20 protein-coding genes are annotated in these 23473 nt (G+C 63.8%); 12 read left to right on the top strand and 8 right to left on the bottom strand.

Going from position 1 to position 23473, the window contains the following annotated elements; all coding sequences use genetic code 11:
• The 3 genes from murI to AC1D1Y_RS03155 are packed head-to-tail and all read right to left on the bottom strand — an operon-like array spanning position 1 to position 3049.
• On the bottom strand, positions 1-813 hold the full coding sequence (gene murI / locus AC1D1Y_RS03165) for a glutamate racemase (protein ID WP_477681075.1): 813 nt from the start codon (positions 811-813) through the stop codon (positions 1-3).
• Positions 810-1502 carry a hypothetical protein gene (locus tag AC1D1Y_RS03160; protein ID WP_477681074.1) on the bottom strand — a complete coding sequence of 231 codons (693 nt, stop codon included), beginning with the start codon at positions 1500-1502 and terminating at the stop codon, positions 810-812. Before AC1D1Y_RS03160 ends, murI begins: the two co-directional genes overlap by 4 nt.
• Entirely contained in the window at positions 1499-3049 is a 1551-nt protein-coding gene (locus tag AC1D1Y_RS03155) for a fumarate hydratase (protein ID WP_477681073.1), read from the bottom strand. The genes AC1D1Y_RS03160 and AC1D1Y_RS03155 overlap by 4 nt, the downstream gene beginning before the upstream one ends.
• Positions 3050-3220: 171 nt before the next feature.
• Here AC1D1Y_RS03155 and fumC point away from each other — a divergent pair, with 171 nt between their 5' ends.
• Positions 3221-4612: a class II fumarate hydratase gene (gene fumC, locus AC1D1Y_RS03150; protein WP_477681072.1), complete on the top strand. Its 1392-nt coding sequence runs from the start codon at positions 3221-3223 to the stop codon at positions 4610-4612.
• Positions 4613-4812: 200 nt separating this feature from the next.
• Positions 4813-6009 carry a Na+/H+ antiporter NhaA gene (nhaA, locus tag AC1D1Y_RS03145; protein ID WP_477681071.1) on the top strand — a complete coding sequence of 399 codons (1197 nt, stop codon included), beginning with the start codon at positions 4813-4815 and terminating at the stop codon, positions 6007-6009.
• A 3-nt stretch (positions 6010-6012) separates the two neighbouring features.
• On the opposite strand, the gene AC1D1Y_RS03140 is transcribed toward nhaA, so the two are convergent.
• Entirely contained in the window at positions 6013-6627 is a 615-nt protein-coding gene (locus AC1D1Y_RS03140) for a YqhA family protein (RefSeq protein WP_477681070.1), read from the bottom strand.
• A gap of 151 nt (positions 6628-6778) precedes the next feature.
• Here AC1D1Y_RS03140 and acs point away from each other — a divergent pair, with 151 nt between their 5' ends.
• A complete protein-coding gene (acs, locus tag AC1D1Y_RS03135) occupies positions 6779-8776 on the top strand; it encodes an acetate--CoA ligase (RefSeq protein ID WP_477681069.1) in 1998 nt (665 codons plus the stop codon).
• 60 nt (positions 8777-8836) lie between these two features.
• Here the strand turns inward: acs and AC1D1Y_RS03130 are convergent, their stop codons facing one another.
• Entirely contained in the window at positions 8837-9151 is a 315-nt protein-coding gene (locus tag AC1D1Y_RS03130) for a c-type cytochrome (protein WP_477681068.1), read from the bottom strand.
• Positions 9152-9275: 124 nt separating this feature from the next.
• Between AC1D1Y_RS03130 and AC1D1Y_RS03125 the strand changes: the two genes are divergently transcribed.
• The gene (locus tag AC1D1Y_RS03125) at positions 9276-9524 is read left to right on the top strand and encodes a TIGR04438 family Trp-rich protein (protein WP_477654588.1); all 249 of its coding nucleotides are present in this window, start codon (positions 9276-9278) and stop codon (positions 9522-9524) included.
• A 146-nt stretch (positions 9525-9670) separates the two neighbouring features.
• Here the strand turns inward: AC1D1Y_RS03125 and ilvD are convergent, their stop codons facing one another.
• The gene (gene ilvD, locus AC1D1Y_RS03120; protein WP_477681067.1) at positions 9671-11371 is read right to left on the bottom strand and encodes a dihydroxy-acid dehydratase; all 1701 of its coding nucleotides are present in this window, start codon (positions 11369-11371) and stop codon (positions 9671-9673) included.
• A 128-nt stretch (positions 11372-11499) separates the two neighbouring features.
• Between ilvD and AC1D1Y_RS03115 the strand changes: the two genes are divergently transcribed.
• Positions 11500-12480, top strand: coding sequence for a LysR family transcriptional regulator (locus tag AC1D1Y_RS03115; protein WP_477681066.1), 981 nt, complete (start codon positions 11500-11502; stop codon positions 12478-12480).
• On the opposite strand, the gene AC1D1Y_RS03110 is transcribed toward AC1D1Y_RS03115, so the two are convergent.
• The gene (locus AC1D1Y_RS03110; protein ID WP_477681065.1) at positions 12458-13048 is read right to left on the bottom strand and encodes a DUF4124 domain-containing protein; all 591 of its coding nucleotides are present in this window, start codon (positions 13046-13048) and stop codon (positions 12458-12460) included. The genes AC1D1Y_RS03115 and AC1D1Y_RS03110 overlap by 23 nt on opposite strands.
• A gap of 82 nt (positions 13049-13130) precedes the next feature.
• Between AC1D1Y_RS03110 and lgt the strand changes: the two genes are divergently transcribed.
• The 6 genes from lgt to AC1D1Y_RS03080 all read left to right on the top strand — a co-directional run bounded on the left by lgt (position 13131) and on the right by AC1D1Y_RS03080 (position 19913).
• Complete coding sequence (gene lgt, locus AC1D1Y_RS03105) at positions 13131-13946, top strand: prolipoprotein diacylglyceryl transferase (protein ID WP_477681064.1); 816 nt, start codon at positions 13131-13133, stop codon at positions 13944-13946.
• A gap of 281 nt (positions 13947-14227) precedes the next feature.
• Positions 14228-14896: a GntR family transcriptional regulator gene (locus AC1D1Y_RS03100; RefSeq protein WP_477654593.1), complete on the top strand. Its 669-nt coding sequence runs from the start codon at positions 14228-14230 to the stop codon at positions 14894-14896.
• On the top strand, positions 14893-16356 hold the full coding sequence (locus tag AC1D1Y_RS03095) for a malonyl-CoA decarboxylase domain-containing protein (RefSeq protein ID WP_477681063.1): 1464 nt from the start codon (positions 14893-14895) through the stop codon (positions 16354-16356). Before AC1D1Y_RS03100 ends, AC1D1Y_RS03095 begins: the two co-directional genes overlap by 4 nt.
• Positions 16357-16570: 214 nt before the next feature.
• Positions 16571-17569 carry a Bug family tripartite tricarboxylate transporter substrate binding protein gene (locus AC1D1Y_RS03090; protein ID WP_477681062.1) on the top strand — a complete coding sequence of 333 codons (999 nt, stop codon included), beginning with the start codon at positions 16571-16573 and terminating at the stop codon, positions 17567-17569.
• 7 nt (positions 17570-17576) lie between these two features.
• A complete protein-coding gene (locus AC1D1Y_RS03085; protein WP_477681061.1) occupies positions 17577-18389 on the top strand; it encodes an enoyl-CoA hydratase/isomerase family protein in 813 nt (270 codons plus the stop codon).
• 3 nt (positions 18390-18392) lie between these two features.
• The gene (locus AC1D1Y_RS03080) at positions 18393-19913 is read left to right on the top strand and encodes a malonate--CoA ligase (protein ID WP_477681060.1); all 1521 of its coding nucleotides are present in this window, start codon (positions 18393-18395) and stop codon (positions 19911-19913) included.
• Positions 19914-19922: 9 nt separating this feature from the next.
• Here the strand turns inward: AC1D1Y_RS03080 and AC1D1Y_RS03075 are convergent, their stop codons facing one another.
• Positions 19923-22058: an acyl-CoA dehydrogenase gene (locus tag AC1D1Y_RS03075; protein ID WP_477681059.1), complete on the bottom strand. Its 2136-nt coding sequence runs from the start codon at positions 22056-22058 to the stop codon at positions 19923-19925.
• A 250-nt stretch (positions 22059-22308) separates the two neighbouring features.
• On the opposite strand from AC1D1Y_RS03075, the gene AC1D1Y_RS03070 reads away from it, so the two are divergent.
• Positions 22309-23472: an extracellular solute-binding protein gene (locus AC1D1Y_RS03070; RefSeq protein WP_477681058.1), complete on the top strand. Its 1164-nt coding sequence runs from the start codon at positions 22309-22311 to the stop codon at positions 23470-23472.
• Position 23473: the final 1 nt, after the last annotated feature.

The raw sequence follows: 23473 nt of genomic DNA, 5'->3' as shown, positions 1-23473 counted from the left end.
TCAACGTTGCTCCGGCGCTGGCAATCCTAGCCAGCGCTGCGCGGCCGCTTCCAGCGCTTCTTGTGAGCCTGTTGTCAGCAGGGTTACGCGGCCGGGTATTTCGTCCGGCTGCAACTGCCCGGCGGCCTGGAGCAAACGGCGCGTCTGCCGCGCGACCGGCTCGCCGGTTTCGATCAGGCTGACGTCGGGGCCCACCAGCGCCTGCAATGCGTCCCAGGCGAAAGCGTAGTGCGTGCAGCCCAGCACCAGGGTGTCGACTTGCCCTGCCTGCTTGCCGAACGGCCCGATGGCCTCCGTGTATCGCGCGCACAAGGCGTGGATGCGCGCGACATCGTGGTTCTGGATCGCATCGGCCAGGCCGTCGCAAGGCTGCAGGATGAATTCCGCCTGGTCTTTCAGCGAGTCGTGCAGGGCGCGCAGCTTGGTGCTGGCCACCGTACCGCGGGTCGCCATCATGCCGATGCGGCGTGTGCGGCTCAAGGCAACGGCCGGCTTGAGCGCCGGCTCCACGCCGACCAGCGGCAGGTCCGGGTGCTCGGTTCGCACCAGGTGGACGGCGGCCGCCGTCGCGGTGTTGCAGGCGATCACCAGCGCCTTGATGGCATGCTCGTCGCGCAGCTTTCGCACAATGGCGCGCGTGCGCTCAATGACAAAAGCGTCGCCGCGCTCGCCATAAGGCGCGAATCCGGCGTCGGCCAGATAGACAAAATTCTCTGAGGGCAGTTGCGTCCGCAGCGTCTTGAGGATGCTGAGGCCGCCCACGCCGCTGTCGAATACGCCGACGCAGGCAGATCTGCCTGGTTTGAGTGTCACGGTTTAGGGCCGCTCTCCAGGAAGTCAAACCTGACAAAGTGTGGCCTGAAGAGCAATTGCCTCGGGTCGGCCATTGGGTACTCAGACGGCAGGGCGCGCCACAAGGTATAGATAACGCTGAGCAATGATTTGCCCTTGGCGCTGTCCAAAGTCTGGGAGTCGCTCAAGCGCCTGAAAACCGCCTCGGACTTCGAGCCGGTCTCGGAGCCGGTGAACGGATGATTTGATGAAAATATGGGGAAAACCTTGGGGCAAAACTTCAGTTCGTCGCAGAGCTGAAGGTACTGCTTGCCGTCAAAGGTATTGGGGGCGGGTGACTCCAAAAGTTCAGGACTGAGCTCCGTGCGGGCCCACCACAACAACTTGTCGCCATCTTCCTTTCGCGCGGCACCCAAATACATGAGGCGATGGGAATAAATCAGGGGCTTTTCCGCGATTTGCCTGGCGATGTCAGTCGTCGGAATGGTCGCGATGCTGGGATAGCAGGCGGCCGGCAACACTTCAAGCCGGAATTCAGCAGGGTAAAGCCGGTATTGCAGAACACCACCCGAATTAGTGGCGGTCACCTCAGCATCATTCTGGAACACCTTGATCTGGCACGCGGTTTGTGACCAACCCAGGTTGCACAGCAACGACAGCGTTGCGCAGACGAGCACGTTTTTGAAGCCGGGCATTTTGCTCAGGCTCAATTGGCGGCAACCGTGATGCCTTTGAACTCGCCGGTTGCGATCTTCTTCTGCCACTCGGCCGGGCCTGTGATGTGCGCGCTGGTGCCGCCCGCATCGACCGCGACGGTGACCGGCATGTCGACCACGTCGAATTCGTAGATCGCTTCCATGCCGAGGTCGGCAAAGCCCACCACCTTGGCGGTCTTGATGGCCTTGCTGACCAGGTAGGCGGCGCCGCCGACGGCCATCAGGTAAGCGCTTTTGTGCTTCTTGATGGCTTCGATGGCCACCGGGCCGCGCTCGGACTTGCCGATCATCGAGATCAGGCCGGTCTCGGCCAGCATCATTTCGGTGAAGCCGTCCATGCGGGTGGAGGTGGTCGGGCCGGCCGGGCCTACGGCTTCGTCGCGCACCGGATCGACCGGGCCGACGTARTAGATGACRCGRTTGGTGAARTCSACSGGCAGYTTTTCRCCCTTRGCCAGCATKTSCTGRATGCGCTTGTGSGCGGCGTCGCGGCCGGTCAGCATCTTGCCGCTGAGCAGCAGGGTCTGGCTGGGTTTCCAGCTCGCAACCTCTTCTTTCGTGAGCGTGTTGAGGTCGACCTTTTTGCTTTTGTTGTAGTCGGGCGCCCAGTTCACGTTGGGCCACAGGTCCAGCGACGGCGGGTCCAGGTAGACCGGGCCGCTGCCGTCCATCACGAAGTGGGCGTGACGCGTGGCGGCGCAGTTGGGGATCATCGCGACGGGTTTGCTGGCCGCGTGCGTGGGGTACATCTTGATCTTGATGTCGAGCACGGTGGTGAGGCCGCCCAGGCCCTGCGCGCCTATGCCCAGCGCGTTGACTTTTTCGAACAATTCGAGGCGCAGTTCTTCGGTCTTGCTGAGTTTGGCGCCCGAAGATGATTTGGCCTGCAGCTCATACATGTCGAGGTCGTCCATCAGGCTTTCCTTGGCCATCAGCACGGCTTTTTCGGCGGTGCCGCCTATGCCTATGCCCAGCATGCCGGGCGGGCACCAGCCGGCGCCCATGGTGGGCACGGTCTTGAGCACCCAGTCGACCACCGAGTCGCCGGGGTTGAGCATCACCAGCTTGCTTTTGTTTTCGCTGCCGCCGCCTTTCGCGGCCACGGTGACGTCGACCTTGTCGCCGGGCACCAGCTCGGTGAAGATCACCGCCGGCGTGTTGTCCTTGGTGTTCTTGCGGTCGAACTGCGGGTCGGCGACGACCGACGCGCGCAGGGTGTTGTCCGGGTGGTTGTAGCCGCGGCGCACGCCTTCGTTGATGGCGTCGTCAAGGCTTCCGCTGAAGCCTTCCCAGCGCACGTCCATGCCGACTTTCAGGAACACGTTGACGATGCCGGTGTCCTGGCAGATGGGGCGCTGGCCGGTGGCGCTCATCTTGCTGTTGGTGAGGATCTGCGCGATCGCGTCTTTGGCGGCCGGGCTTTGTTCGCGCTCGTAGGCGCGTGCCAGGTGGGCGATGTAGTCGGTGGGGTGGTAGTAGCTGATGTACTGCAGCGCGGCGGCTACGGACTCGATGAGGTCGGCTTGCTTGATCGTGGTCATGGTGGGGTGGGGATCGTCGTTTTAGGGGATTTCGGGCAAACCCCGTAATTATCCGCCCTCGGCACCCGGGGCCGGCCGGCGGCTTTTGGCAAAACCCCTTAGATGAGAATCTTTCTTGTTTGCCGTCATACTCCGACTTTCTCCCTTCTTTTTGACAGCGCAGGACATTCCATGACGACAAGCAGCAGCACGCGCACCGAGCGCGATACCTTCGGGCCCATCGAAGTGCCTTCCGGCAAACTGTGGGGCGCGCAGACGCAGCGTTCGCTGCAGAATTTCGACATCTCGGGCGAGCAGCAGCCGCGCGAGATCATCAAGGCGCTGGCCCAGGTCAAGCGATCTTCGGCCAGGGTCAACCATGCGCTGGGCCTGCAGGACGAGAAGAAAACAAAAGCCATCGTGGCCGCCGCCGACGAGGTGATCGCCGGCAAGCATGCGGACGAGTTCCCGCTGGTGGTCTGGCAGACCGGCTCGGGCACGCAGACCAATATGAACGTCAACGAGGTGCTGGCCAACCGCGCCAGCGAAATCCTGGGCGGCGAGCGCGGCGAAGGCCGGCTGGTCCATCCCAACGACGACGTCAACCGCAGCCAGTCGTCCAATGACGTGTTCCCGACCGCCATGCACGTGGCCGCGGTGGAGGCGCTGACGCACAAGCTGCTGCCGGCCATCGCGAAGTTGCGCGCCACGCTGGCGAAAAAAGCCAAGGACTTCGACAGCATCGTCAAGATAGGCCGCACGCACCTGCAGGACGCCACGCCRCTCACGCTGGGCCAGGAGTTCTCGGGCTACGTCGCGCAACTGGACCACGGCGACAAGCACGTGCGCGCCGCCTTGCCGCACCTGTGCGAGCTGGCGCTGGGCGGCACCGCCGTGGGCACCGGCCTGAACGCGCCCAAGGGTTATGCCGAGCAGGTGGCGGCCGAGCTGGCGGCGCTCACAGGCCTGCCCTTCGTCACGGCGCCCAACAAGTTCGAGGCCATGGCCTCGGTGGACGGCCTGGTGCACGCGCACGGCGCGCTCAAGACCCTGGCGGCCAGCATGATGAAAATCGCCAACGACGTGCGCTGGCTGGCCAGCGGACCGCGCAGCGGTATCGGCGAACTCAGCATTCCCGAGAACGAGCCCGGCTCGTCCATCATGCCGGGCAAGGTCAACCCGACGCAGAGCGAAGCCGTCACCATGCTGGCGGCCCAGGTGTTCGGCAACGACGTGGCCATCAACTTCGGCGGCGCTTCGGGCAACTTCGAGCTCAATGTGTTCCGTCCCATGGTGGCGCACAACTTCCTGCAGAGCGTGCGCCTGCTGGCCGACGGCATGGTGAGCTTCAACGACCAATGTGCCGTGGGCATAGAGCCGAACCGCGAACGCATCGCCGAACTGGTGGATCGCTCGCTGATGCTGGTGACGGCGCTGAACACCCACATCGGCTACGACAAGGCCGCCTTCATCGCCAAGAAGGCGCACAAGGAAGGCAGCAGCCTGCGCGACGCGGCGCTGGCCTCGGGTTATGTCACGGGCGAGCAGTTTGACGAATGGGTAGTTCCGGGAGATATGGTCTGACCCCCGTCCAGGCTCACTGCGTGTAGCCTGTTCCCCCCTTGCAGGGGTAGGTAGGCACCCCCCCGTCGGACGCTCACTTCGTGTAGCGCCTTCCCCCCTTGCAGGGGACGGCGCCTGCGGTCTGGCAAAGCCAGTTCCGCGGCGCCTGCTGGCACGGGAAGGGTGGGCGCGTCGGTTGCCTGCGTCTGGGACAATGGGCCATGCTCAAATTCGTCCACCGCACCCTCAACCAGTTCATCTATTCGCAGTCGCTTTCCGGCGTGGTGCTGGCGCTGGCGGCCGTGCTGGCGCTGGTGGTCAGCAACTCGCCATGGGGAGAAGCCTACAACCGGTTTGTGCAACTGCCGGGTGAGGTGCGTGTGGGTGGCGACCTGCTGGTGCTTTCCAAGTCCTTGCTGCACTGGGTCAATGACCTGTGGATGGCGGTGTTTTTCTTCCTGGTGGGGCTGGAGATCAAGCGTGAGCTGCTCGATGGCGAGCTGGCTTCGCGCAGCCAGGCTTTGTTGCCGGCAGGCGCCGCGCTGGGCGGCATGGTGGCGCCGGCGCTGATCTATATGGCCATCAACGCGGGCGACCCCGTCGCCATGCGCGGCTGGGCGATTCCGGCGGCTACGGACATTGCCTTTGCGCTGGGCATCCTGGTCTTGCTGGGCAGCCGCGTGCCGGTCTCGCTCAAGGTGTTCTTGACGGCCGTCGCCATCATTGACGACCTGGGCGCCATCCTGATCATCGCCTTCTTCTATACCGATGCCTTGTCGGTGGCTGCGTTGCTTGCCGCGGGTCTGGGCGGGCTGGTTCTGCTGGCCTTTAACCGGATGAAAGTCATGGCGACAGGACCTTACGTGGCGGTGGGGCTGGTGATCTGGCTGTTTGTTTACAAGTCGGGGATTCATGCCACGCTGGCGGGCGTCATCACCGCGCTGGCAATTCCCCTGTCGGACGGAAAAGGGGGTTCGCCGCTTAAGGCGGCGGAGCACGCGCTGCACCCCTGGGTGGCTTTTGCGGTGTTGCCCATGTTCGCATTTGCCAACGCGGGAGTTTCATTGCAGGGGGTGACGATGGGCACGCTGCTTCAAAGCGTGCCTCTGGGTATCACGGCCGGCCTGCTGGTGGGCAAGGCGGTCGGGGTGTTTGGCGCTTCTTGGCTGCTGATCCGCTTTGCCGGTGCGCGCTTGCCGGCTGAATCCAGCTGGCGGCAATTTATGGGTGTCTGCCTGCTCTGCGGTGTGGGTTTCACCATGAGCTTGTTCATAGGCACGCTGGCTTTCGCCGGGCAGGACGCCGGCTACGAAACGCAACTCAAGCTGGGCGTGCTTTGCGGCTCGCTGCTCTCCGGCGTGGCGGGCACGCTGTTGCTGCTGCGAGGCGGCCCCAAGGGGCCGGGCAAGGCCGAATAAGACTCAGTGCTTTTGCGCGGCGATGCCCGACATGATCTTGTCGGTATAGGCAATCGCAATGGCCGACAGCAGGAAGGTGATGTGGATCACCGTCTGCGCGATCAGGACTTTGTCGGTGTAGTTGTCGGCGTTGATGAAGGTTTTCAGCAGGTGGATGGAGCTGATGCCGATGATGGCCGTGGCCAGCTTGACTTTGAGTACCGAGGCGTTCACATGGCTCAGCCATTCGGGCTGGTCGCGGTGGCCTTCGAGGTTCATGCGGCTCACAAAAGTTTCGTAGCCGCCCACGATGACCATGATCAGCAGGTTGGARATCATSACCACGTCGATCAGCGCCAGCACCACCAGCATGATGACCGTCTCGTTGAGCGTCACGACGGGTATGGCGGTCTTGTAGCCGATGCTGGTGATCAGCGACTGCAGGGCGGTCTGGCTGCCGAAGGCGGCTTCGATCAGGTGCCACAACTCGACCAGAAAATGCACTACGTATACCGCCTGCGCGGCGATCAGCCCGAGATAGAGCGGCAGCTGCAGCCAGCGGCTGGCGAAAATCAGGTTGGGTAGGGGGCGGAGCGGGGAAATCTTGCCGGTGCTTGGGGTCTGGGTAGGTTCAGTCATGATGGCGTAAGCTGGGAAGGTTGCGGCATTGTAAGAGGGCGGCGGCCACCCCCGATTCGATGCCTTTTTGTAAGGTTCAAGCCAGTCAGTGGCTTGTAAGTGCCGCAGAAGACAGTACCACGCATTCAGTGACAAACAGGAGACATAAACAATGAGCGCCCCCAATTCCGCGATCGAATCGACCCTGGTTGAAAATCGCATTTTCCCGCCTGCCCCCGCCACCGTGAAAGCGGCGCGCATTTCGGGCATGCCGGCCTACCAGGCCCTGTGCGCTGAAGCTGAAAAAGATTTCGAAGGTTTCTGGGCGCGCCTGGCGCGTGAAAACCTCAGCTGGAAAAAGCCGTTCACCCAGACGCTGGACGAGTCCAGCGCGCCGTTTTACAAATGGTTCGCCGACGGCGAGCTCAACGCTTCCTACAACTGCCTGGACCGCCACCTGGGCACGCCGACCGAAAACAAGAAAGCCATCATTTTCGAGAGCGATGACGGCAAGGTCACGAACGTCACCTACAAGGAACTGCACGCCAAGGTCAGCCAGTTCGCCAGCGCGCTCAAGGGCGCGGGCATCAAGAAGGGCGACCGCGTCATCATCTACATGCCGATGACGGTTGAGGGTGTGGTGGCCATGCAGGCCTGCGCGCGCATAGGCGCCACGCATTCGGTGGTGTTCGGCGGCTTCTCGGCCAAGAGCCTGCAGGAGCGCATCCAGGACGCCGGCGCGGTGGCCGTCATCACGGCCAACTACCAGCTGCGCGGCGGCAAGGAATTGCCGCTCAAGGCCATCGTCGATGAAGGCATCGCCATGGGCGGCTGCGAGTCGATCAAGAACGTGATCGTCTACCAGCGCACCGCCACGGCCTGCAATATGGTGGCCGGGCGCGACAGCCTGATGCACGAGATCACCGCTAAGGCTGCGCCGGTGTGCGAGCCTGAATTTGTCGGCGCCGAGCACCCGCTCTTCATTCTTTACACCTCGGGCTCGACCGGCAAACCCAAGGGCGTGCAACACAGCACGGGCGGCTACCTGCTCTGGGCCAAGCTCACGATGGACTGGACTTTCGACATCCAGCCGGCCGACGTGTTCTGGTGCACGGCCGACATCGGCTGGATCACCGGTCACACCTATGTGGCCTACGGCCCGCTGGCGGCCGGCGCGACACAGATCATCTTCGAGGGTATCCCGACTTTCCCGAACGCCGGCCGCTTCTGGCAGATGATCGAAAAGCACAAGGTCACGATTTTCTACACGGCGCCCACGGCGATCCGATCACTGATCAAGGCCGCCGAGGCCGATGAAAAAGTGCACCCTGCGCGCTCGGACCTGAGCAGCCTGCGCATCCTGGGTTCGGTCGGTGAGCCCATCAACCCCGAAGCCTGGATGTGGTACTACAAAAACGTGGGCGGCGAGCGCTGCCCCATCGTGGACACCTTCTGGCAAACCGAGACCGGCGGCCACATGATCACGCCGCTGCCCGGAGCCACGCCGCTGGTGCCCGGCAGCTGCACCTTGCCATTGCCCGGCATCATGACCGCCATCGTCGACGAAACCGGCAAGGACCTGCCCAACGGATCGGGCGGCATGCTGGTCGTCAAGCGCCCCTGGCCATCCATGATCCGCACCATCTGGAACGACCCGGAGCGTTTCAAGAAGAGTTATTTCCCCGAGGAAATGGGCGGCASGATTTACCTGGCTGGCGACGGCGCGGTGCGCAATGCCGAGAACGGCTACTTCCGCATCACCGGCCGCATCGACGACGTGCTGAACGTCTCGGGCCACCGCATGGGTACGATGGAAATCGAATCGGCGCTGGTGGCGCACTCCGCGCTGGTGGCCGAAGCCGCCGTGGTGGGGCGGCCCGACGACCTGACCGGCGAGGCTATCGTGGCCTTCGTGGTGCTCAAGCGCTCGCGTCCCACGGGCGACGAGGCCAAGGCGATCGCCAAGGAGCTGCGCGATTGGGTCGGTAAGGAAATCGGCCCCATCGCCAAACCCAAGGACATCCGCTTCGGCGACAACCTGCCCAAGACGCGAAGCGGCAAAATCATGCGCCGCCTGCTGCGCGGCATCGCCAAAGGCGAGGCGATCACGCAGGATACTTCCACCTTGGAAAATCCGGCGATTTTGGAGCAGTTGGCTGAAAAGCAATGATCTGAGGCGCGCATAAAAAAAGCCCGTCAATGACGGGCTTTTTTGGGAGGCGTAAACCGCTTACTTGGTTGCCAGAACCCAGGCGGCCAGCTTCTTGGCTTCTTCAGGGTTGACCTGTGCATTGGCGGGCATGGGCACAGGGCCCCAGACGCCCGAACCGCCCTTGATGATTTTGGTGGCCAGCTTGTCGGCGGCGTCTTTCTGGCCGGCGTACTTGGTGGCGACATCCTTGTAAGACGGCCCCACCAGCTTTTTGTCGACCGCATGGCAGGCCATGCAGTTCTTGGCTGTGGCCAGTTGCAGGTCGGCCAGAGCGGGCATCGACACGGCAAAACCCGCGGTCACAAAAGCGATTGCTGAAAGAATGCGTTTCATGGATTGTCCTCGTGGGGGAGTTATGGATTCGGTTACAGTCAATTAACGTGATTGTAGTGGTGCCGGTTGACCCTTGTTTCAAGGGGATACCCCTTGGCCCGGGTCGATATTTCAGGAGAGAAACATGTATTTTTTATTGCTTGGCATTGTCGGGTTGGCCCTGAAATACCTGGAGATCGGCCCGGTTGCCACATGGAGCTGGTTCATCGTGCTGTCGCCGTTTTTGCTGGCCGCGCTATGGTGGTGGTACGCGGACGCGTCGGGCTACACCAAGCGCAGGGAGGTCGACAAGATGGACAAGCGCAGGCAAGACCGTATCGACAAACAGCGCGACGCCATGGGCATGCTGTCGGCCAAGAAGAAGAAAAAATAAGCCGGCGCCGCATCAAGTCCTTTCAATCAGCTTACGCCATCCAATCTATCTGCCTTACGTCAAAGGCGGGGCGTCCCAAAGCAAAGAGCCCGTGAAGTCTGTAACTTCACGGGCTCTTATCGTTTCAGTGGGCTGGAATCAGGTGCTCAATAGTCGTCCAGCACCGCGCCCTTGCTGGCGCTGGAGGCATTGAAGGCGAACTTGGCCTGCACGCCGCGTGTGTAGCGCGGCGCCGGGGCCTTCCAGCCGACTTTGCGTTTTGCCAGTTCTTCATCGCTGATGTTGAGCTGCAGCAGCAGCTGTTTGGAATCGATGGTGATGGAGTCGCCTTCGTGGATAAAGGCGATGTTGCCGCCGGCCGCCGCTTCGGGCGCGACGTGGCCGACCACCATGCCCCAAGTGCCGCCGGAGAAACGGCCGTCGGTGATCAGGCCTACGCTTTCGCCGAGGCCGGCGCCTATCAGCGCGCCGGTGGGGGCCAGCATCTCAGGCATGCCTGGGCCGCCCTTGGGGCCGAGGTAACGCAGCACCATCACATCGCCGGCCTTGATCTTGCCGGCCAGGATGGCGGCCAGGGCCGACTGCTCATCATCAAACACGCGCGCCGGGCCGGTCATGACCGGGTTTTTCAGGCCGGTGATCTTGGCGACGCAGCCTTCGGGGGAGAGGTTGCCCTTGAGGATGGCCAGGTGGCCCTGGGCGTACATGGGTTTGTCGATGGGGCGGATCACGTCCTGGTCGGCGCGCGGGACCTCGGGCACATCCTTGAGCGTCTCGGCGATGGTCTGGCCGGAGATCGTCAGGCAGTCGCCGTGCAGCAGGCCGGCAGCCAGCAGCGTCTTCATGACCTGTGGAATGCCGCCGGCGCGGTGCAGGTCGACCGCGAGGTATTTGCCGGAGGGCTTGAGGTCGCATAGCACTGGCGTGCGCTGGCGCACGCGCTCGAAGTCGTCGATCGTCCATTCGACGCCGGCCGTGTGGGCGATGGCCAGGAAGTGCAGTACGGCGTTGGTGGAGCCCCCGGTCGCCATGATCACGGCGACCGCGTTTTCAATCGCCTTCTTGGTGACGATGTCGCGCGGCTTGATGTCTTTCTTGATGGCCTCGACCAGGACCTTGGCCGACTCCCTGGCCGAGTTCATTTTCTCGTCATGCGGGTTGGCCATGGTGCTGGAGTAGGGCAGCGAAATGCCGAGCGCTTCGAAAGCGCTGGACATGGTGTTGGCCGTGTACATGCCGCCACAGCTGCCGGTGCCGGGAATGGCGCGGCGCTCGATCTGCAGCAGGTCTTCGTCGCTCATGCGGCCGGCGGCGTTCTCGCCCACGGCTTCGAACACGCTGACGATGTTGAGGTCCTTGCCCTTGTAAGTGCCCGGCAGTATGGTGCCGCCGTAGACGTAGATCGCAGGCACGTTGGCGCGCAGCATGCCCATCAGGCCGCCCGGCATGTTCTTGTCGCAGCCGCCGACCACCAGCACACCGTCCATCCACTGGCCCTGTACGCAGGTTTCGATGCAGTCCGAGATCACTTCGCGGCTCACCAGCGAATACTTCATGCCCTCGGTGCCCATGGCCATTCCGTCGGAAATCGTCGGTGTGCCGAAGACCTGCGCGTTGCCGCCGGCCTCCTCGATGCCGGCGATCGCCGCGTCCGCCAGTTTTTGCAGGCCGCTATTGCAGGGCGTGATGGTGCTGTGGCCGTTGGCCACGCCGATCATCGGTTTCTTGAAGTCGTCGGCTTCGTAGCCCATGGCGTAGTACATGGATCGGTTGGGCGCGCGCGATTTGCCCTCGGTGATGTTTCTGCTGCGAGGGTTGGGGACGATGTTGACGGTCTTTGTGTTCATGGCGTGTCTCGTGGGTGGATTTTGGCTCTGCACCTCAGGTGCGGGGGCTGTATCGGAAAAGCAGAGTATGCGTGCTTTGATTGATTCTTTCCAATCCATTATTTATGATCTATTAATATGTACTGCATATGAGAGATCATTCCAGCACCGTCGACGCGGCTTCCCGTAAGCCGCCCCTGATCGAGCTGCGCCTGTGGCGCCAGTTCCTGGCCGTGGCCGAGGAACTCCACTTCGGCCGCGCGGCCCAGGGCCTGAACATGACCCAGCCGCCGCTTACGCAGGCTATCGCGCAGCTGGAGTCTTTGCTGGGCGTCAGGCTGTTCGACCGCACCAAGCGCAGCGTGCGGCTCACGGCGGCGGGCGCGGCCCTGGTACCGGAGGCGCGCGACCTGCTGGCGCGTGCCCTGGCGCTACCCGCGTATGCGCGAGCCAGTGCCGACGGCGAGGCCGGGCGCCTGCGGCTGGCCTTTGTTTCCACGGTGGGGTTCGACCTGCTGCCGCGCTGGGTGCTGGCCTTTCGCGAGCACTACCCGAAGGTGCAACTGGAGTTGGTAGAGGCGACCGGTGACGTGCAGTTGCAGGCTTTTGAGCGCGGCGAGATCGACGCCGGCTTCATGCTGCATTCCCCTGGTTTCGCGCCGCCCGGCCTGGCCCATCGGCGCATCAGCCAGGACCCCTTGGTGCTCGCCGTGCCCGGGCAGAGCGCCTTGGCAAGCCAGGTGTCGCTCACCGTTTCGGACCTGCTGGACCAGCCGCTGGTGATTTTCCCGCGGCGCATCCTGCCGTCGCTTTACGACGCGATTTTTGCGATGTACCACGCCTCGGGCTGCCTGCCGCGGGTGGCCCAGGAAGCCATCCAGATGCAGACCATCGTGAACCTGGTATCCGCCGGCCTCGGCGTGGCCTGGGTGCCCGAGAGCGTGCGGCAGTTCCAGCGGCCGGGTGTGGTGTACCGCAGCGTGCCTGCCGGCAGGCCTTCCGCGCGTGGTGGTGCGCGGGGCGCTTCGGTGGTGGTGCCCGGCTGCGAAACGAGCTTGGTCTGGCCGGTTGCCAATGCCAACCCGGCACTAGCGCGCTTTATGGCTTTTATCGACGCTGAGAGCGGTTAAAGGCTTCGTCCTGCTGGCGTTGCCGGCGCGCGGCCACCGCGCTTTGCTGCTGCTGTCTTTCCGCCGGGCTGAGTTCACGCTGCTCCATTCTGCGCTGGGCGATTTCGCCGGCGCTGCTGCAGCGTGCGCCGTGGTTGGCCTCGCAATTGGCAATGATCTGCTTGTCGGAGAGCTGCGCCTGGGTTTGGGTGCTGCCTTTGCGCAGGCCTCCCAGCGAGGGCGTGGCCTGGCGCGACCCGTCGCTGGACCGCTCGGCAGCCGCTAAACGGGCATCTGCCGCTGCATTTTCCGCAGCCCAGTCCTTGGGTGCGCCGCCGCCGTTGCCGTTGCCGTAGAGCGAACCTGGCTTGCCTGGCGCCGGCATGTCATCGGCCGGCGCCACTGGCGCAGCGGCGGTGCGCGCGCGCATGATGAGTTTTTCGCTGCCGCCCCCCTGGGTCGCGCACGGTATTTGTGAGAACACCTTTTTTCCGCCCGCATCAAGGCATTGGTAAACCTGTGCCGTAGCGTGGTGCATCAGAAACAGGCCCAGGCTGGCAACGAGGGCAGGGCGGAATGAGTGGCGCATGGCGAGGTCCGGTACGGCGTTGGATGTAGTGTAGGGCTCGCGTAAGCCCTTTCCTACGAGGCTTGCGTGCAAAATACCGCCCATGCTCATCCACCCGCAAATCAATCCCGTCGCGCTGCAACTCGGCCCGCTTGGCATCCACTGGTACGGCCTGACCTACCTGGCGGCCTTTGGCCTGTTTTTTTTCCTGGCGACGCGGCGGTTGCGGCACCAGCCCTTTGTTTCCATCTCCGGCCCGGGCGCCTGGTCGCGCAGGGACATCGAGGACATGCTATTCCTGGGGGTCATGGGGGTGGTGGTGGGTGGACGGCTCGGGTATTGCCTTTTCTACAAGCCGGGCTACTACCTCACGCATCCGCTGGAGATATTTTTTGTGTGGCAGGGCGGCATGAGCTTTCACGGTGGCATGCTGGGTGTGCTGGCTTCGCAGTGGTGGTTTGCGCGCTCGCGCCAGCGGCCCTGGCTGCAGGTGATGGATTTTGTGGCGCCTTGCGTGCCGACGGGGCTGGCGGCGGGGCGTGTCGGCAATTTCATCAATGGTGAACTGTGGGGGCGTTTCAGCGACCCGGCCTTGCCATGGGGCATGGTGTTTCCGGGCAGCGGCTCCATGCAGCCGCGCCATCCCTCGCAGGTCTACCAGTTCCTGCTGGAGGGCTTGCTGCTCTTCGTGCTGCTGTGGCTGTACGCGCGCAAGCCGCGCAAGACGGGCCAGGTGTCGGGCGCCTTCCTGCTGGGGTATGGCGTGTTCCGGTTCATCGCCGAGTTTTTCCGCGAGCCGGACGAGTTTCTCGGCATCCTGGCCCTGGGCATGAGCATGGGCCAGTGGCTGTGCGTTCCCATGATTGCCGGCGGCGCCTGGCTGTGGATATGGGCGACAAAGCGCGCTGAACCGGCCTGAGGGCTTTGCRAGCCGTCTTTGATTGAGAGACTGGTACCCGGCTTCAGTCCAGTAGGCCTGGAGCGCTTGACGTGGGCCTGGTGCCAGGGCCATGGCCCCGCTAGGGTTTCTCCCTGTCGTTTTCACGCACATCCTCTTGATCAAAAAGGCGTTCTTTTCCATAATTACAGGTAATTACTTGAAATTACTGCTCGATTGAAGGTTCGAACCACCTGCAGCAACGCGGGTGTTCTGCAAGGGTTCCGCCACGCGGCGGATCAGGTCAGTCAAAGGGTCATGCCATGCGTCTTGTCCAGAGTTCACTGCACCAGGAGGTCGCCGATACCCTGCGCGAGCAGATCTTCGCGGGCCAGTTTGCGCCCGGAAGCTTCCTGGATGAGGTCGCGCTGTGCGAACGCCTGGAAATCTCGCGCACACCGCTGCGAGAGGCGCTCAAAGTGCTGACTTCGGAAGGCCTGCTGCGCCATGAGCCGCGGCGCGGCTGCTTCGTCAACGAGGTGACCGAGCAGGACCTCGACGACATCTTCCCGGTGATCGCGCTGCTGGAAGGGCGCTGCGCCTACGAGGCAGCTCGCAATGCCACCGATGCCGATCTCGCGGCGCTCACCAATTTGCACGAGAGGCTGAACAGCCACGCGGCAGCCGGCCGCATCAATGATTACTACGCCACCAACTTCGCGATCCATGAGGCCATCATCCTGCTGGCCAACAACCGCTGGCTGGCCCAGGCCATCGCCGACCTGCGCAAGATACTGAAGCTCGCGCGGCTGCAGCAACTGCACGCGCCGGGCCGGCTGGCGCAAAGCCTGTCGGAGCACATGACGGTGTTCGCCGCCCTCAAGAGCCGCGACAGCGAAGGGGCCGAAGCCGCCATGCGCACGCACCTGACGCGCCAGCGCGAAGCGCTGCGTGAACTGGCCCGCAACCAGCGCTCCCGGGTGGCTTCATGAGCGCCGCCGACTGGCTCACCCGCAACGTCTCGCGTTTCACGGCGGGCGACAAGGCCGGGACGTCCGCGGTGCCTGCACCGGTCGCCGGCAAAAAGACGGCGGCGAGCGCAGCGCTGCCCGCGCGCAGCACACACGAGCGGCTGCAAGCCACGCTGAGCCAAAAGGACGAGGCGCTGTCGCCGCGCGTGCTGCGCCGCACTTTGCAGGAACTGCAGGCCATCATCGATCCGCGCGTGAGCGAGGTCGAGGGCGGCCGTCGCGCCATGGCCATCGCCGCCTGGTACGAAGGCGCCACCACAGCGCGCCGGCGCGACCTGTGGATGCTCATGAGCGAACAGTTCGTCGCCAACCCGCAAAAGGTCAAGGCCGCGCAGGCGCAGTTCGCGGCCGCGGTGGGCACGCCCGAAGAGGCGGTGGCAGAGGTGCGTTACAGGCGCGCCACAGTGTCGCCGCGCCGGCGCCTGCTGCAGCGTTTCAGCGTCTATCCGGGCGGCATCCAGTTCCTGGTCGACATGCGGGCCGAGATGCAGCCCAGCCTCAAGTCCGACAAGCGCCTGCTGGCGCTGGACGTCGAGATGGAATACATGTTCTCCACCTGGTTCGACGTCGGCTTTCTCGACTTGCGCCGCATTACCTGGGACTCGCCGGCTTCGCTGATCGAAAAACTCATCAAGTACGAGGCGGTGCACGACATCAAGGGCTGGGCCGACGTGAAGAACCGGCTCGACASCGACCGSCGCTGCTAYGGCTTCTTCCACCCGCGGCTGCCCGAAGTGCCGCTGATCTTCGTGGAGGTCGCCATGGTCGAGCGCATCGCGGGCGACATCATGCCGCTGCTTGACGAACTGGCCGCGCCTTCGGACCTGAGCCGCGCCACCACCGCGATTTTTTATTCCATCAGCAACACCCAGGCCGGCCTGCGCGGCGTGAGCTTTGGCGATTCGTTGATCAAGCGCGTGGTCGAAAGCCTGAAGGAAGAATTCCCCAAGCTCAAGACTTTCGCCACGTTGTCGCCGATTCCGGGCTTTCGCAGCTGGCTGGGCAAAAATGCCGCTGCCATGCTGGAGAAGTTGGGCGACAAGGAGCGCAGCGCGCTGGGCCGTGCCGTTGGCTTCGAGCCGCCGGGTGCCGGGCATTTCTTCACGGCGATCGAGGACCCGCTTTCGCTCGGCGAGAAATCACCGGTGCGAAAAATGCTGTTGCATTGCGCCGCCCATTACCTGGGAAGGGCGATGGAAGAGGGCAAGCCGCTGGACCCGGTGGCGCGCTTCCACCTGGGCAACGGCGCGCGCGTGGAGCGCATCAACTGGGCCGGCGACCCGACGCCCAAGGGGCTCAAGCAATCGTACGGCCTGATGGTGAATTACCTCTATGACCTCAAGCGCCTGGACAGGCACCGCGCGCAGCTGGCACAGGGGGAAATCCCCGTGTCAGGGGACATAGAAGATTTGTACATTTAAACGTGTACTTAGAGTCGCTCACAAAACCCTCCTGGCGTTGTTGCGCCGCCTTGCCGTGCTGGTGCACTGTCTGCGGCGACGCGCCTAGCCAGGACCGCTTCGCTGGGTTTTGTGAGCGACTCTTGAGAGCGGTTTGGGTAGCGGCAGGTTTGGGTTCATCGCGGGTGAACTTCCGGCTTGCTTTTTCTGATTTCAACAACGACAGGAGACAACAATGACTTTCAGCTTTCACGCCCGGGCCTCCCGGCGAGACATCTTGCGCGCCGCAGCCGCCGGCGCCGCGACACTGTCTTTCGGCAGCCACGCCCAGTCGGCCTGGCCGACCAAGCCGGTGACGATGATCGTGCCGTTTCCGGCCGGCGGTGGCACGGATGCCTTTGCCCGCCCACTGTCCGCCCAGTTCGCGAAGCTGASCGKCAAGCAGCTCATCATCGACAACCGCGGTGGCGCCGGCGGCACGCTGGGGGCCAGCATCGCCGCCAGGGCCCAGCCCGACGGCTATACGCTGTTCATGGGCGCGGTGCACCACACCATTGCCCCTTCGATGTATCCAAAACTCGACTACGACATCGAAAAGGACTTTGTGCCGCTGGCCCTGATGGCCAATGTGCCGCAGGTGCTGGTGGTCAACCCCCGCAACCTGCCGTTCGCCGATTTCAAGGCCTACCTTGAAGCTGTGCGCAAGGCACCGGGCAAGTACAACTACGGATCGGCCGGCGCTGGCACTTCGCATCACCTCGCCGGGGAACTGTTCAAGCAGCAGACCAAGACCTTCATCACCCACATTCCCTACCGCGGCGCGGGCCCGGCCCTGCAGGATTTGATTTCGGGCAATGTCGACATGATGTTTGACGGCCTGGGTTCCTCCGCCAACCACATCAAGGGTGGGCGCATCAAGGCGCTGATGGTGTCCGGCACCAAACGCAACCCGGCCTTCCCGGATGTGCCCTGCGCGGGCGAGTTGGGCCTGCCCGACTACACCGTGACCACCTGGTACGGCATGTGGGCGCCCAAGGGTACGCCGGCCGACGTGCAGGCGCGCATCGTCGACGACCTGCGCAAAGCCGCCACCACCGACGAACTCAAAGCCATCTGGGCCAGCAACGGCGCCGACTTCGGCAACCTCACGCCGCAGCAGTTCGGCGCTTTCGTGAGCAGCGAAGTCAAGCGCTGGTCTGCCGTGGTGAAAGCCTCCGGCGCCAAACTCGAATGACCGCTTGATGACCGGAGCCGTCTTGCTGGAGGTGAAAGACTCCCTGGCCTTTGTGACCCTGTCCCACCCCGGCAAGCTCAATGCCATGAGCCGCGCCATGTGGCGCGAGCTGCGTGCGATTTTCGAGCGCATCCAGCAGGGCAATGACTTGCGCTGCGTGCTGGTGCGAGGCGAGGGCGGGCACTTTTGCGCGGGAGGCGACATTTCCGAATACGCCGGCTTCCGGTTTGAAGAAGCCGCCCTGCGCGAGTTTCACGAGAAAGATGTGTGGGGCGGCCTGCAAGCCATGCTGGATTGCGACGTTCCCATGGTTGCTCAGATCGACGGCAACTGCATGGGCGCCGGCCTGGAAATTGCCAGCTGCTGCGACATGCGCGTCGCCGGCGACACGGCGAAGTTCGGTGCGCCCATCGCAAAGCTTGGGTTTCCGATGGCGCCGCGCGAGGCCGCGCTGGTGATGCGCGCGGCGGGCGAACTGACGGCGCGCGAAATGCTGCTGTCGGCCGCCGTACTGGATGCCGCCGAGATGAAGCAGCGCGGCTTCCTCAACCAGGTGGCGCCGGCCCATGAGGCGGGCGCGGCGGCCCTGGCTTGCGCGGCGAGCGCCGCCGCCCTGGCGCCTGGCGCGGCGCGACTGAACAAGCAGGCCTTCAGGGTCTTGGCCGCAGCAGGCAACGCGCAAGCCGTGAATGATTTGACCGCGGGTGCTTACCGCTACGCCGCATCGCCCGAACACCGGGAGGGTGTCACGGCCTTTGTTGAAAAACGCCCGCCCCGGTTTGACGGCCGGGCCCCTGCATCCACTCCACCGACAGCCTGACCCATGAAAAACCATAACCTTTTTTCGGCGCTGCGAGCCGCCTTTCCCTCTTCGCTCGATGAGACCGCCGTCGAAACCGACAACGGCCTGCGCTATTCATGGCGCGACCTCGAACGCGGCACCGCGATGATGGCCAACCTGCTGGCCTCGCTGGGCTTGCCAGAAGGGGCCCGCGTGGCGGTGCAGGTCGAAAAGTCGGTGGAAGCCATGATGCTTTACCTGGCGACCCTGCGCGCCGGCTATGTGTTTTTGCCGCTCAACACGGCTTACCAGAGCGCCGAGATCGAATACTTCATCGGCAATGCTGAGCCTTCGGTCATGGTGTGCAGCAGCAAGAACTTCGGCTGGGTCAGCAAGATCGCCTTCAAGGCCGGCACGCAGAACGTCTTCACGCTCGACGACGACCGTACCGGCTCGCTGCTCGACCGCGCCGCGCACTGCAGCGACAAGCATGAAGCCGTGGCACGCCAGGCCGACGACCTGGCCGCCATCCTTTACACCAGCGGCACCACGGGCCGCAGCAAAGGCGCGATGCTGACGCACGGCAACATGCTGAGCAACGCGCTGGTGCTGAAAGACTACTGGGGCTGGAAGAAGGGCGACGTGCTGATCCATGCCTTGCCGATTTTTCACGTGCACGGCCTGTTTGTCGCCATCCACGGCGCGTTGATCAACGGCAGCAAGATGATCTGGCTCTCGAAGTTTGATCCCAAGCTTGTGGTGCAAAAACTGCCCGAGGCCACGGTGTTCATGGGCGTGCCCACGCTGTATGTGCGCCTGCTGGCCGAGGCTGGCCTGACCCGTGAAGCCTGCCGCAACATGCGGCTCTTCGTCGCGGGATCGGCGCCTTTGCTGATCGAAACCTTCAACGAATGGAAGGAGCGTACCGGCCACACGATYCTGGAGCGCTACGGCATGTCCGAAACGGTGATGCTGACGTCCAATCCCTACCAGGGCGCCGAGCGGCGCGGCGGCACCGTGGGTTTTGCGTTGCCCGGCGTCAGCCTGCGCGTGCAGGGCGAGGACGGCAAGTCCCTGCCGGCTGGCGAGATCGGCGGCATCCAGGTCAAGGGCCCCAACGTTTTCAAGGGCTACTGGCGCATGCCGGAGAAGACCAAGGAAGAATTCACGGCCGACGGCTACTTCAAGACCGGCGACGTCGGCAAGATCGACGAGCGCGGCTACATCGTCATCGTGGGCCGCAGCAAGGACCTCATCATCAGCGGGGGCTACAACGTCTACCCCGCGGAGATCGAGGGCTACATCAACGACATGCCGGGCGTGGCCGAAAGCGCGCTGGTCGGCGTGCCGCACCCGGATTTTGGAGAAGTAGGCGTTGCCGTGGTGATCGCCAAGCCGGGCGTTTCGCTGGAAGCCGGCCAGATCGTGGGCGAACTCAAGTCCAAACTGGCCAACTTCAAGATTCCCAAGCAGTGTTTTGTGGTTACTGAGCTGCCGCGCAACACCATGGGCAAGGTGCAGAAGAATCTGCTGCGCGAGCAGTACAAGGGCTTGTTCGCCTAAGGGCGGGTTCTACGGCGCGAAGTCGTCGACCTGGATCACCTTGTCCGCCGCACGAAGGTAGGCCAGCGCCAGCTCAGGGTTGCTTGATATTTGCGCGGCGCGTTCCATGGACTGGCGGCCGCGCACGGCCTTGTTGAGCGCCACGGTTTCTTCCCCCAGTTGCTCTGCCAACGCGAGCGCATCCATCAGATCGCGCAAGCCGCCGCTGCTCGGCGTGGCCAGGTCGGGGCACAGGCGCCGCATGATCGCTTTGCGGGTGCGCAGCAGTTTCGCCAGTTCCAGCAACTGCGCATCCCGGAGCGGCGCCAGCCGGGTGCTGCGGTTGAGCACCATGGCCCCCACCACACGGCGCAGCGGCGAGGGGAAATTGGCATACAGCGCTTCCAGTGCATTGCCGGCTTCGTCGAGCTGCATGCGAATCGCGGCCCTGGCCACCGGCAGCATGTCCCCGTCCTTTTCAACGGCATAGCGCCAGGCGCAGGCGCTGGCCATGTAGAGGTGGGCCAGCACGTCGCCCAGCCGGGCCGACAGCAGTTCCATGCGCTTGAGTTTGCCACCCAGCAGGCCCATGGCCAGGTCGCAGGTGAGCGCGTACTGGCTGCTCAGGCGGGCGATCAGCCGGGCTTCTTTTTCCAGGCCCGCCGGCGGCGTGCCCCGCAGTGGTGCGCCCGCGATGCTGTGCCAGAAGTTGCGCAGCACGTGCCCGCCGTGGCCCATCAAGGCCTGGCCCAACGCTTCGGCGTCCTTGTCCTGCACGGCCTGCATTTCCTTCATCACGTAGGGGTGGCAGCGCACCGCGCCCTGGCCGAAAATAATCAGCGAGCGGGTCAGGATGTTGGCGCCTTCCACGGTGATCGCGATGGGCGCGCCGCGGTAGGCCACGGAGAGCAGGTTGGACGGGCCCTGGATGATGCCCTTGCCCCCCAGGATGTCCATGCCGTGGCTGACGGCGCGCCGGCCGGCTTCGGTCAGGTGCACCTTCAGGATGGCGCTGGCCACGCTGGGCTGCTCGCCCTTGTCCAGCGCGGCCGCGGTGTAGCGGCGCGCGGCGTCCGTCGCGTAAAGCTCGCAGGCCATCCCGGCGATCACGCCGGCAATCGCGTCAAAACGGCCTATGGGGAGGCCGAACTGTTCACGCACCTGGCCGTAGCCGTTGGCGACGAAGAGCGCGGTTTGCTGCATGGCCGAGCCCAGTGCCGGCAATGAAATCGCGCGCCCGGCGGCCAGGCACTCCATCAGCATGCGCCAGCCCTGGCCGACCCGGGCCTCGCCGCCTATGACCCAGTCCATGGGGATGAAGACCTCGCGGCCCTCGATGGGGCCGTTCATGAAGGCGGCATCCATGGGCCTGTGCCGCCTGCCGATGTCCATGCCGGGCTGCGGCACGGGGATCAGCGCGCAGGTGATGCCCAGCTGGCGCTGGCTTTCGGGCAGGCTTTCGTCGATGGCGTTGAAGGCCAGGCCGACGACAGTGGCCACCGGCGCCAGCGTGATGTAACGCTTGGAAAAATTGACGCTAAAGCCGCGCACCATGGCGCCGTCGACCTCGCGTTCGACCAGTACGCCGCTGTCGGGAATGGAGGCTGCATCGGAGCCCGCATAGGGCGAGGTCAACCCGAAGCAGGGCAGGTCGCGGCCGTCAGCCAGGCGCGGCAGGTAATGCTGCTTCTGTGCCGGTGTCCCGTAGCGCAGCAGCAACTCTGCCGGACCCAGGGAGTTGGGCACCATGACGGTCACGGCCGCGGAGATATTGAGGGTGGCGATGCGCGTGACCACGGTGGCGTGGGCGTAGTGGCTGAAACCCAGCCCGCCATGCTCCTCGGGGATGATCATTCCGAAGAAGCGGTGCTCGCGCATATAGGCCCAGACCTCGGCGGGCAGGTCGCCAGCCTGGTCAATGGCGAAATCGTCCAGCATGGCGCAGAGGGCGGTGACTTCTGTGTCCAGAAAGGCCTGTTCCGTGGCGCTGAGCACATTGGGCCCGGCGGCCAGCAGGGCGTCGAAGTCGGGTTGGCCTGAAAACAGCCGGCCTTCGAAGCCAACGGTGCCCGCCTCAAGCGCTGCGCGCTCTGTGTCGCCCATCACAGGCAATGCACGGGCAAAGGGCTTCATGGCGGCCTGGCCTAGCCAGTGGGCAAATCCCATGGGGTATCTTTCGGAAAGGAGAGTGAAAGCTTGCCCCAAAAGCGTACGTGGAGAGGGGCAGGGCGCCTAGCGCCTTAGGCCCGTTTTGCTGTAGGCGGATTTGCCAGGCCGCCGCGGCAGGCCCCATGCAAAGGCCGCATAAGAAAGGTTCCCGCCCCTTCGGCCCTCTTATACAATTGCTCCGGTCTGATTTTTGCTAGTGTTTCCTGGTTTTTACTTCCAAGTTTTTATAAGAGGAGTTGAGGACATTATGAAAAAGCATCTAGGGTATTGGGCGTTTTCGGCCATGCTGGTGGCGGCACTGACCGCCTGCGGTAAAAAAGACGAAGCGCCTGCCGCTGCGGCACCGGCCGCCGCCGCGAGCGCACCGGCGCCTGTCGCCGCCGAGGAAAAGGTGCTSAATGTCTACAACTGGCCTGACTATGTCGCCAAGGACATGATCGCCAACTTCGAAAAGGAAACCGGCATCAAGGTCAACTACCAGACTTTCGAGAACAACGAAGCCCTGCACGCCAAGCTGGTAGCCGGCAACACGGGCTATGACATCGTCGTCCCCGGCGCCGTGTTCGCCAAGCCGCAGATCGACGGTGGCCTGCTCGCCAAGCTCGACAAAACCAAGATCGCCAACTACGGCAACCTGGACCCGGCCATCATGGAAAAGCTGGGCACCATTGACCCCGGCAACGGCTACCTCGTGCCCTGGGCCTGGAGCTTCACCACGGTCGGCATCAACAAGGCCAAGGTCACCAAGGCCCTGGGCTCCACGCCCATGCCGGAAAACGCGTGGGACCTGGTGTTCAACCCGGTCTACACCGCCAAGCTCAAGGCCTGCGGCATCGCCTACCTCGACTCGCCCACCGAAGTGCTGCCGCCGGCTATGCACTACCTGGGCAAGAACGCGTACTCCAACGACCCAGCCGACCACAAGGCGGCCGCCGAGATGCTGGCCAAGGTGCGTCCGCACATCCGCATGTTCTCCAGCACCATGATTGACGACCTGGCCGGTGGCAAGGCCTGCGTGGCCCTGGCCTGGGCCGGCGACATCAACATCGCCCGCGCTCGCGCGCTGGAAAACAAGAGCGGCAACGATGTCGAGGCCCTGCTGCCCAGCACCGGTGGCCTGATCTTCTTCGACACCCTGGCCATCCCCAAGGATGCCAAGCACCCCAACAACGCGCTGGCCTTCATCAACTACTCGCTGCGTCCGGAAGTGTCCGCATCCCTGACCAACGAACTGGGCTACGCCACCGCCAACAAGGCCAGTCTGGCGAACGTCAAGCCTGAGATCGCCAAGGACAAGGCTGTCTTCCCCGACCCGGACAACCTGAAGAAAATGGTGTCTCCGGCCAGCTTCAGCAATGAGGCCCGCGAGTCCATGAGCAATGTGTTCACCGCCTTCAAAAAAGGCAAGTGAG

This window comes from Polaromonas sp. P1_G1 (genome assembly GCF_056405595.1).
Note: the sequence above shows the minus strand (reverse complement) of the source record. Positions and strands in the feature narration are given on the sequence as shown.

Coding starts and splice junctions, on each gene's coding strand:
- AC1D1Y_RS03100 (WP_477654593.1), top strand. CDS start 14,228: ATGCGTCTTGTCCAGAGTTCACTGCACCAGGAGGTCGCCGATACCCTG.
- AC1D1Y_RS03110 (WP_477681065.1), bottom strand. CDS start 13,048: ATGCGCCACTCATTCCGCCCTGCCCTCGTTGCCAGCCTGGGCCTGTTT.
- AC1D1Y_RS03130 (WP_477681068.1), bottom strand. CDS start 9,151: ATGAAACGCATTCTTTCAGCAATCGCTTTTGTGACCGCGGGTTTTGCC.
- AC1D1Y_RS03125 (WP_477654588.1), top strand. CDS start 9,276: ATGTATTTTTTATTGCTTGGCATTGTCGGGTTGGCCCTGAAATACCTG.
- ilvD (WP_477681067.1), bottom strand. CDS start 11,371: ATGAACACAAAGACCGTCAACATCGTCCCCAACCCTCGCAGCAGAAAC.
- AC1D1Y_RS03115 (WP_477681066.1), top strand. CDS start 11,500: ATGAGAGATCATTCCAGCACCGTCGACGCGGCTTCCCGTAAGCCGCCC.
- lgt (WP_477681064.1), top strand. CDS start 13,131: ATGCTCATCCACCCGCAAATCAATCCCGTCGCGCTGCAACTCGGCCCG.
- AC1D1Y_RS03085 (WP_477681061.1), top strand. CDS start 17,577: ATGACCGGAGCCGTCTTGCTGGAGGTGAAAGACTCCCTGGCCTTTGTG.
- nhaA (WP_477681071.1), top strand. CDS start 4,813: ATGCTCAAATTCGTCCACCGCACCCTCAACCAGTTCATCTATTCGCAG.
- AC1D1Y_RS03075 (WP_477681059.1), bottom strand. CDS start 22,058: ATGGGATTTGCCCACTGGCTAGGCCAGGCCGCCATGAAGCCCTTTGCC.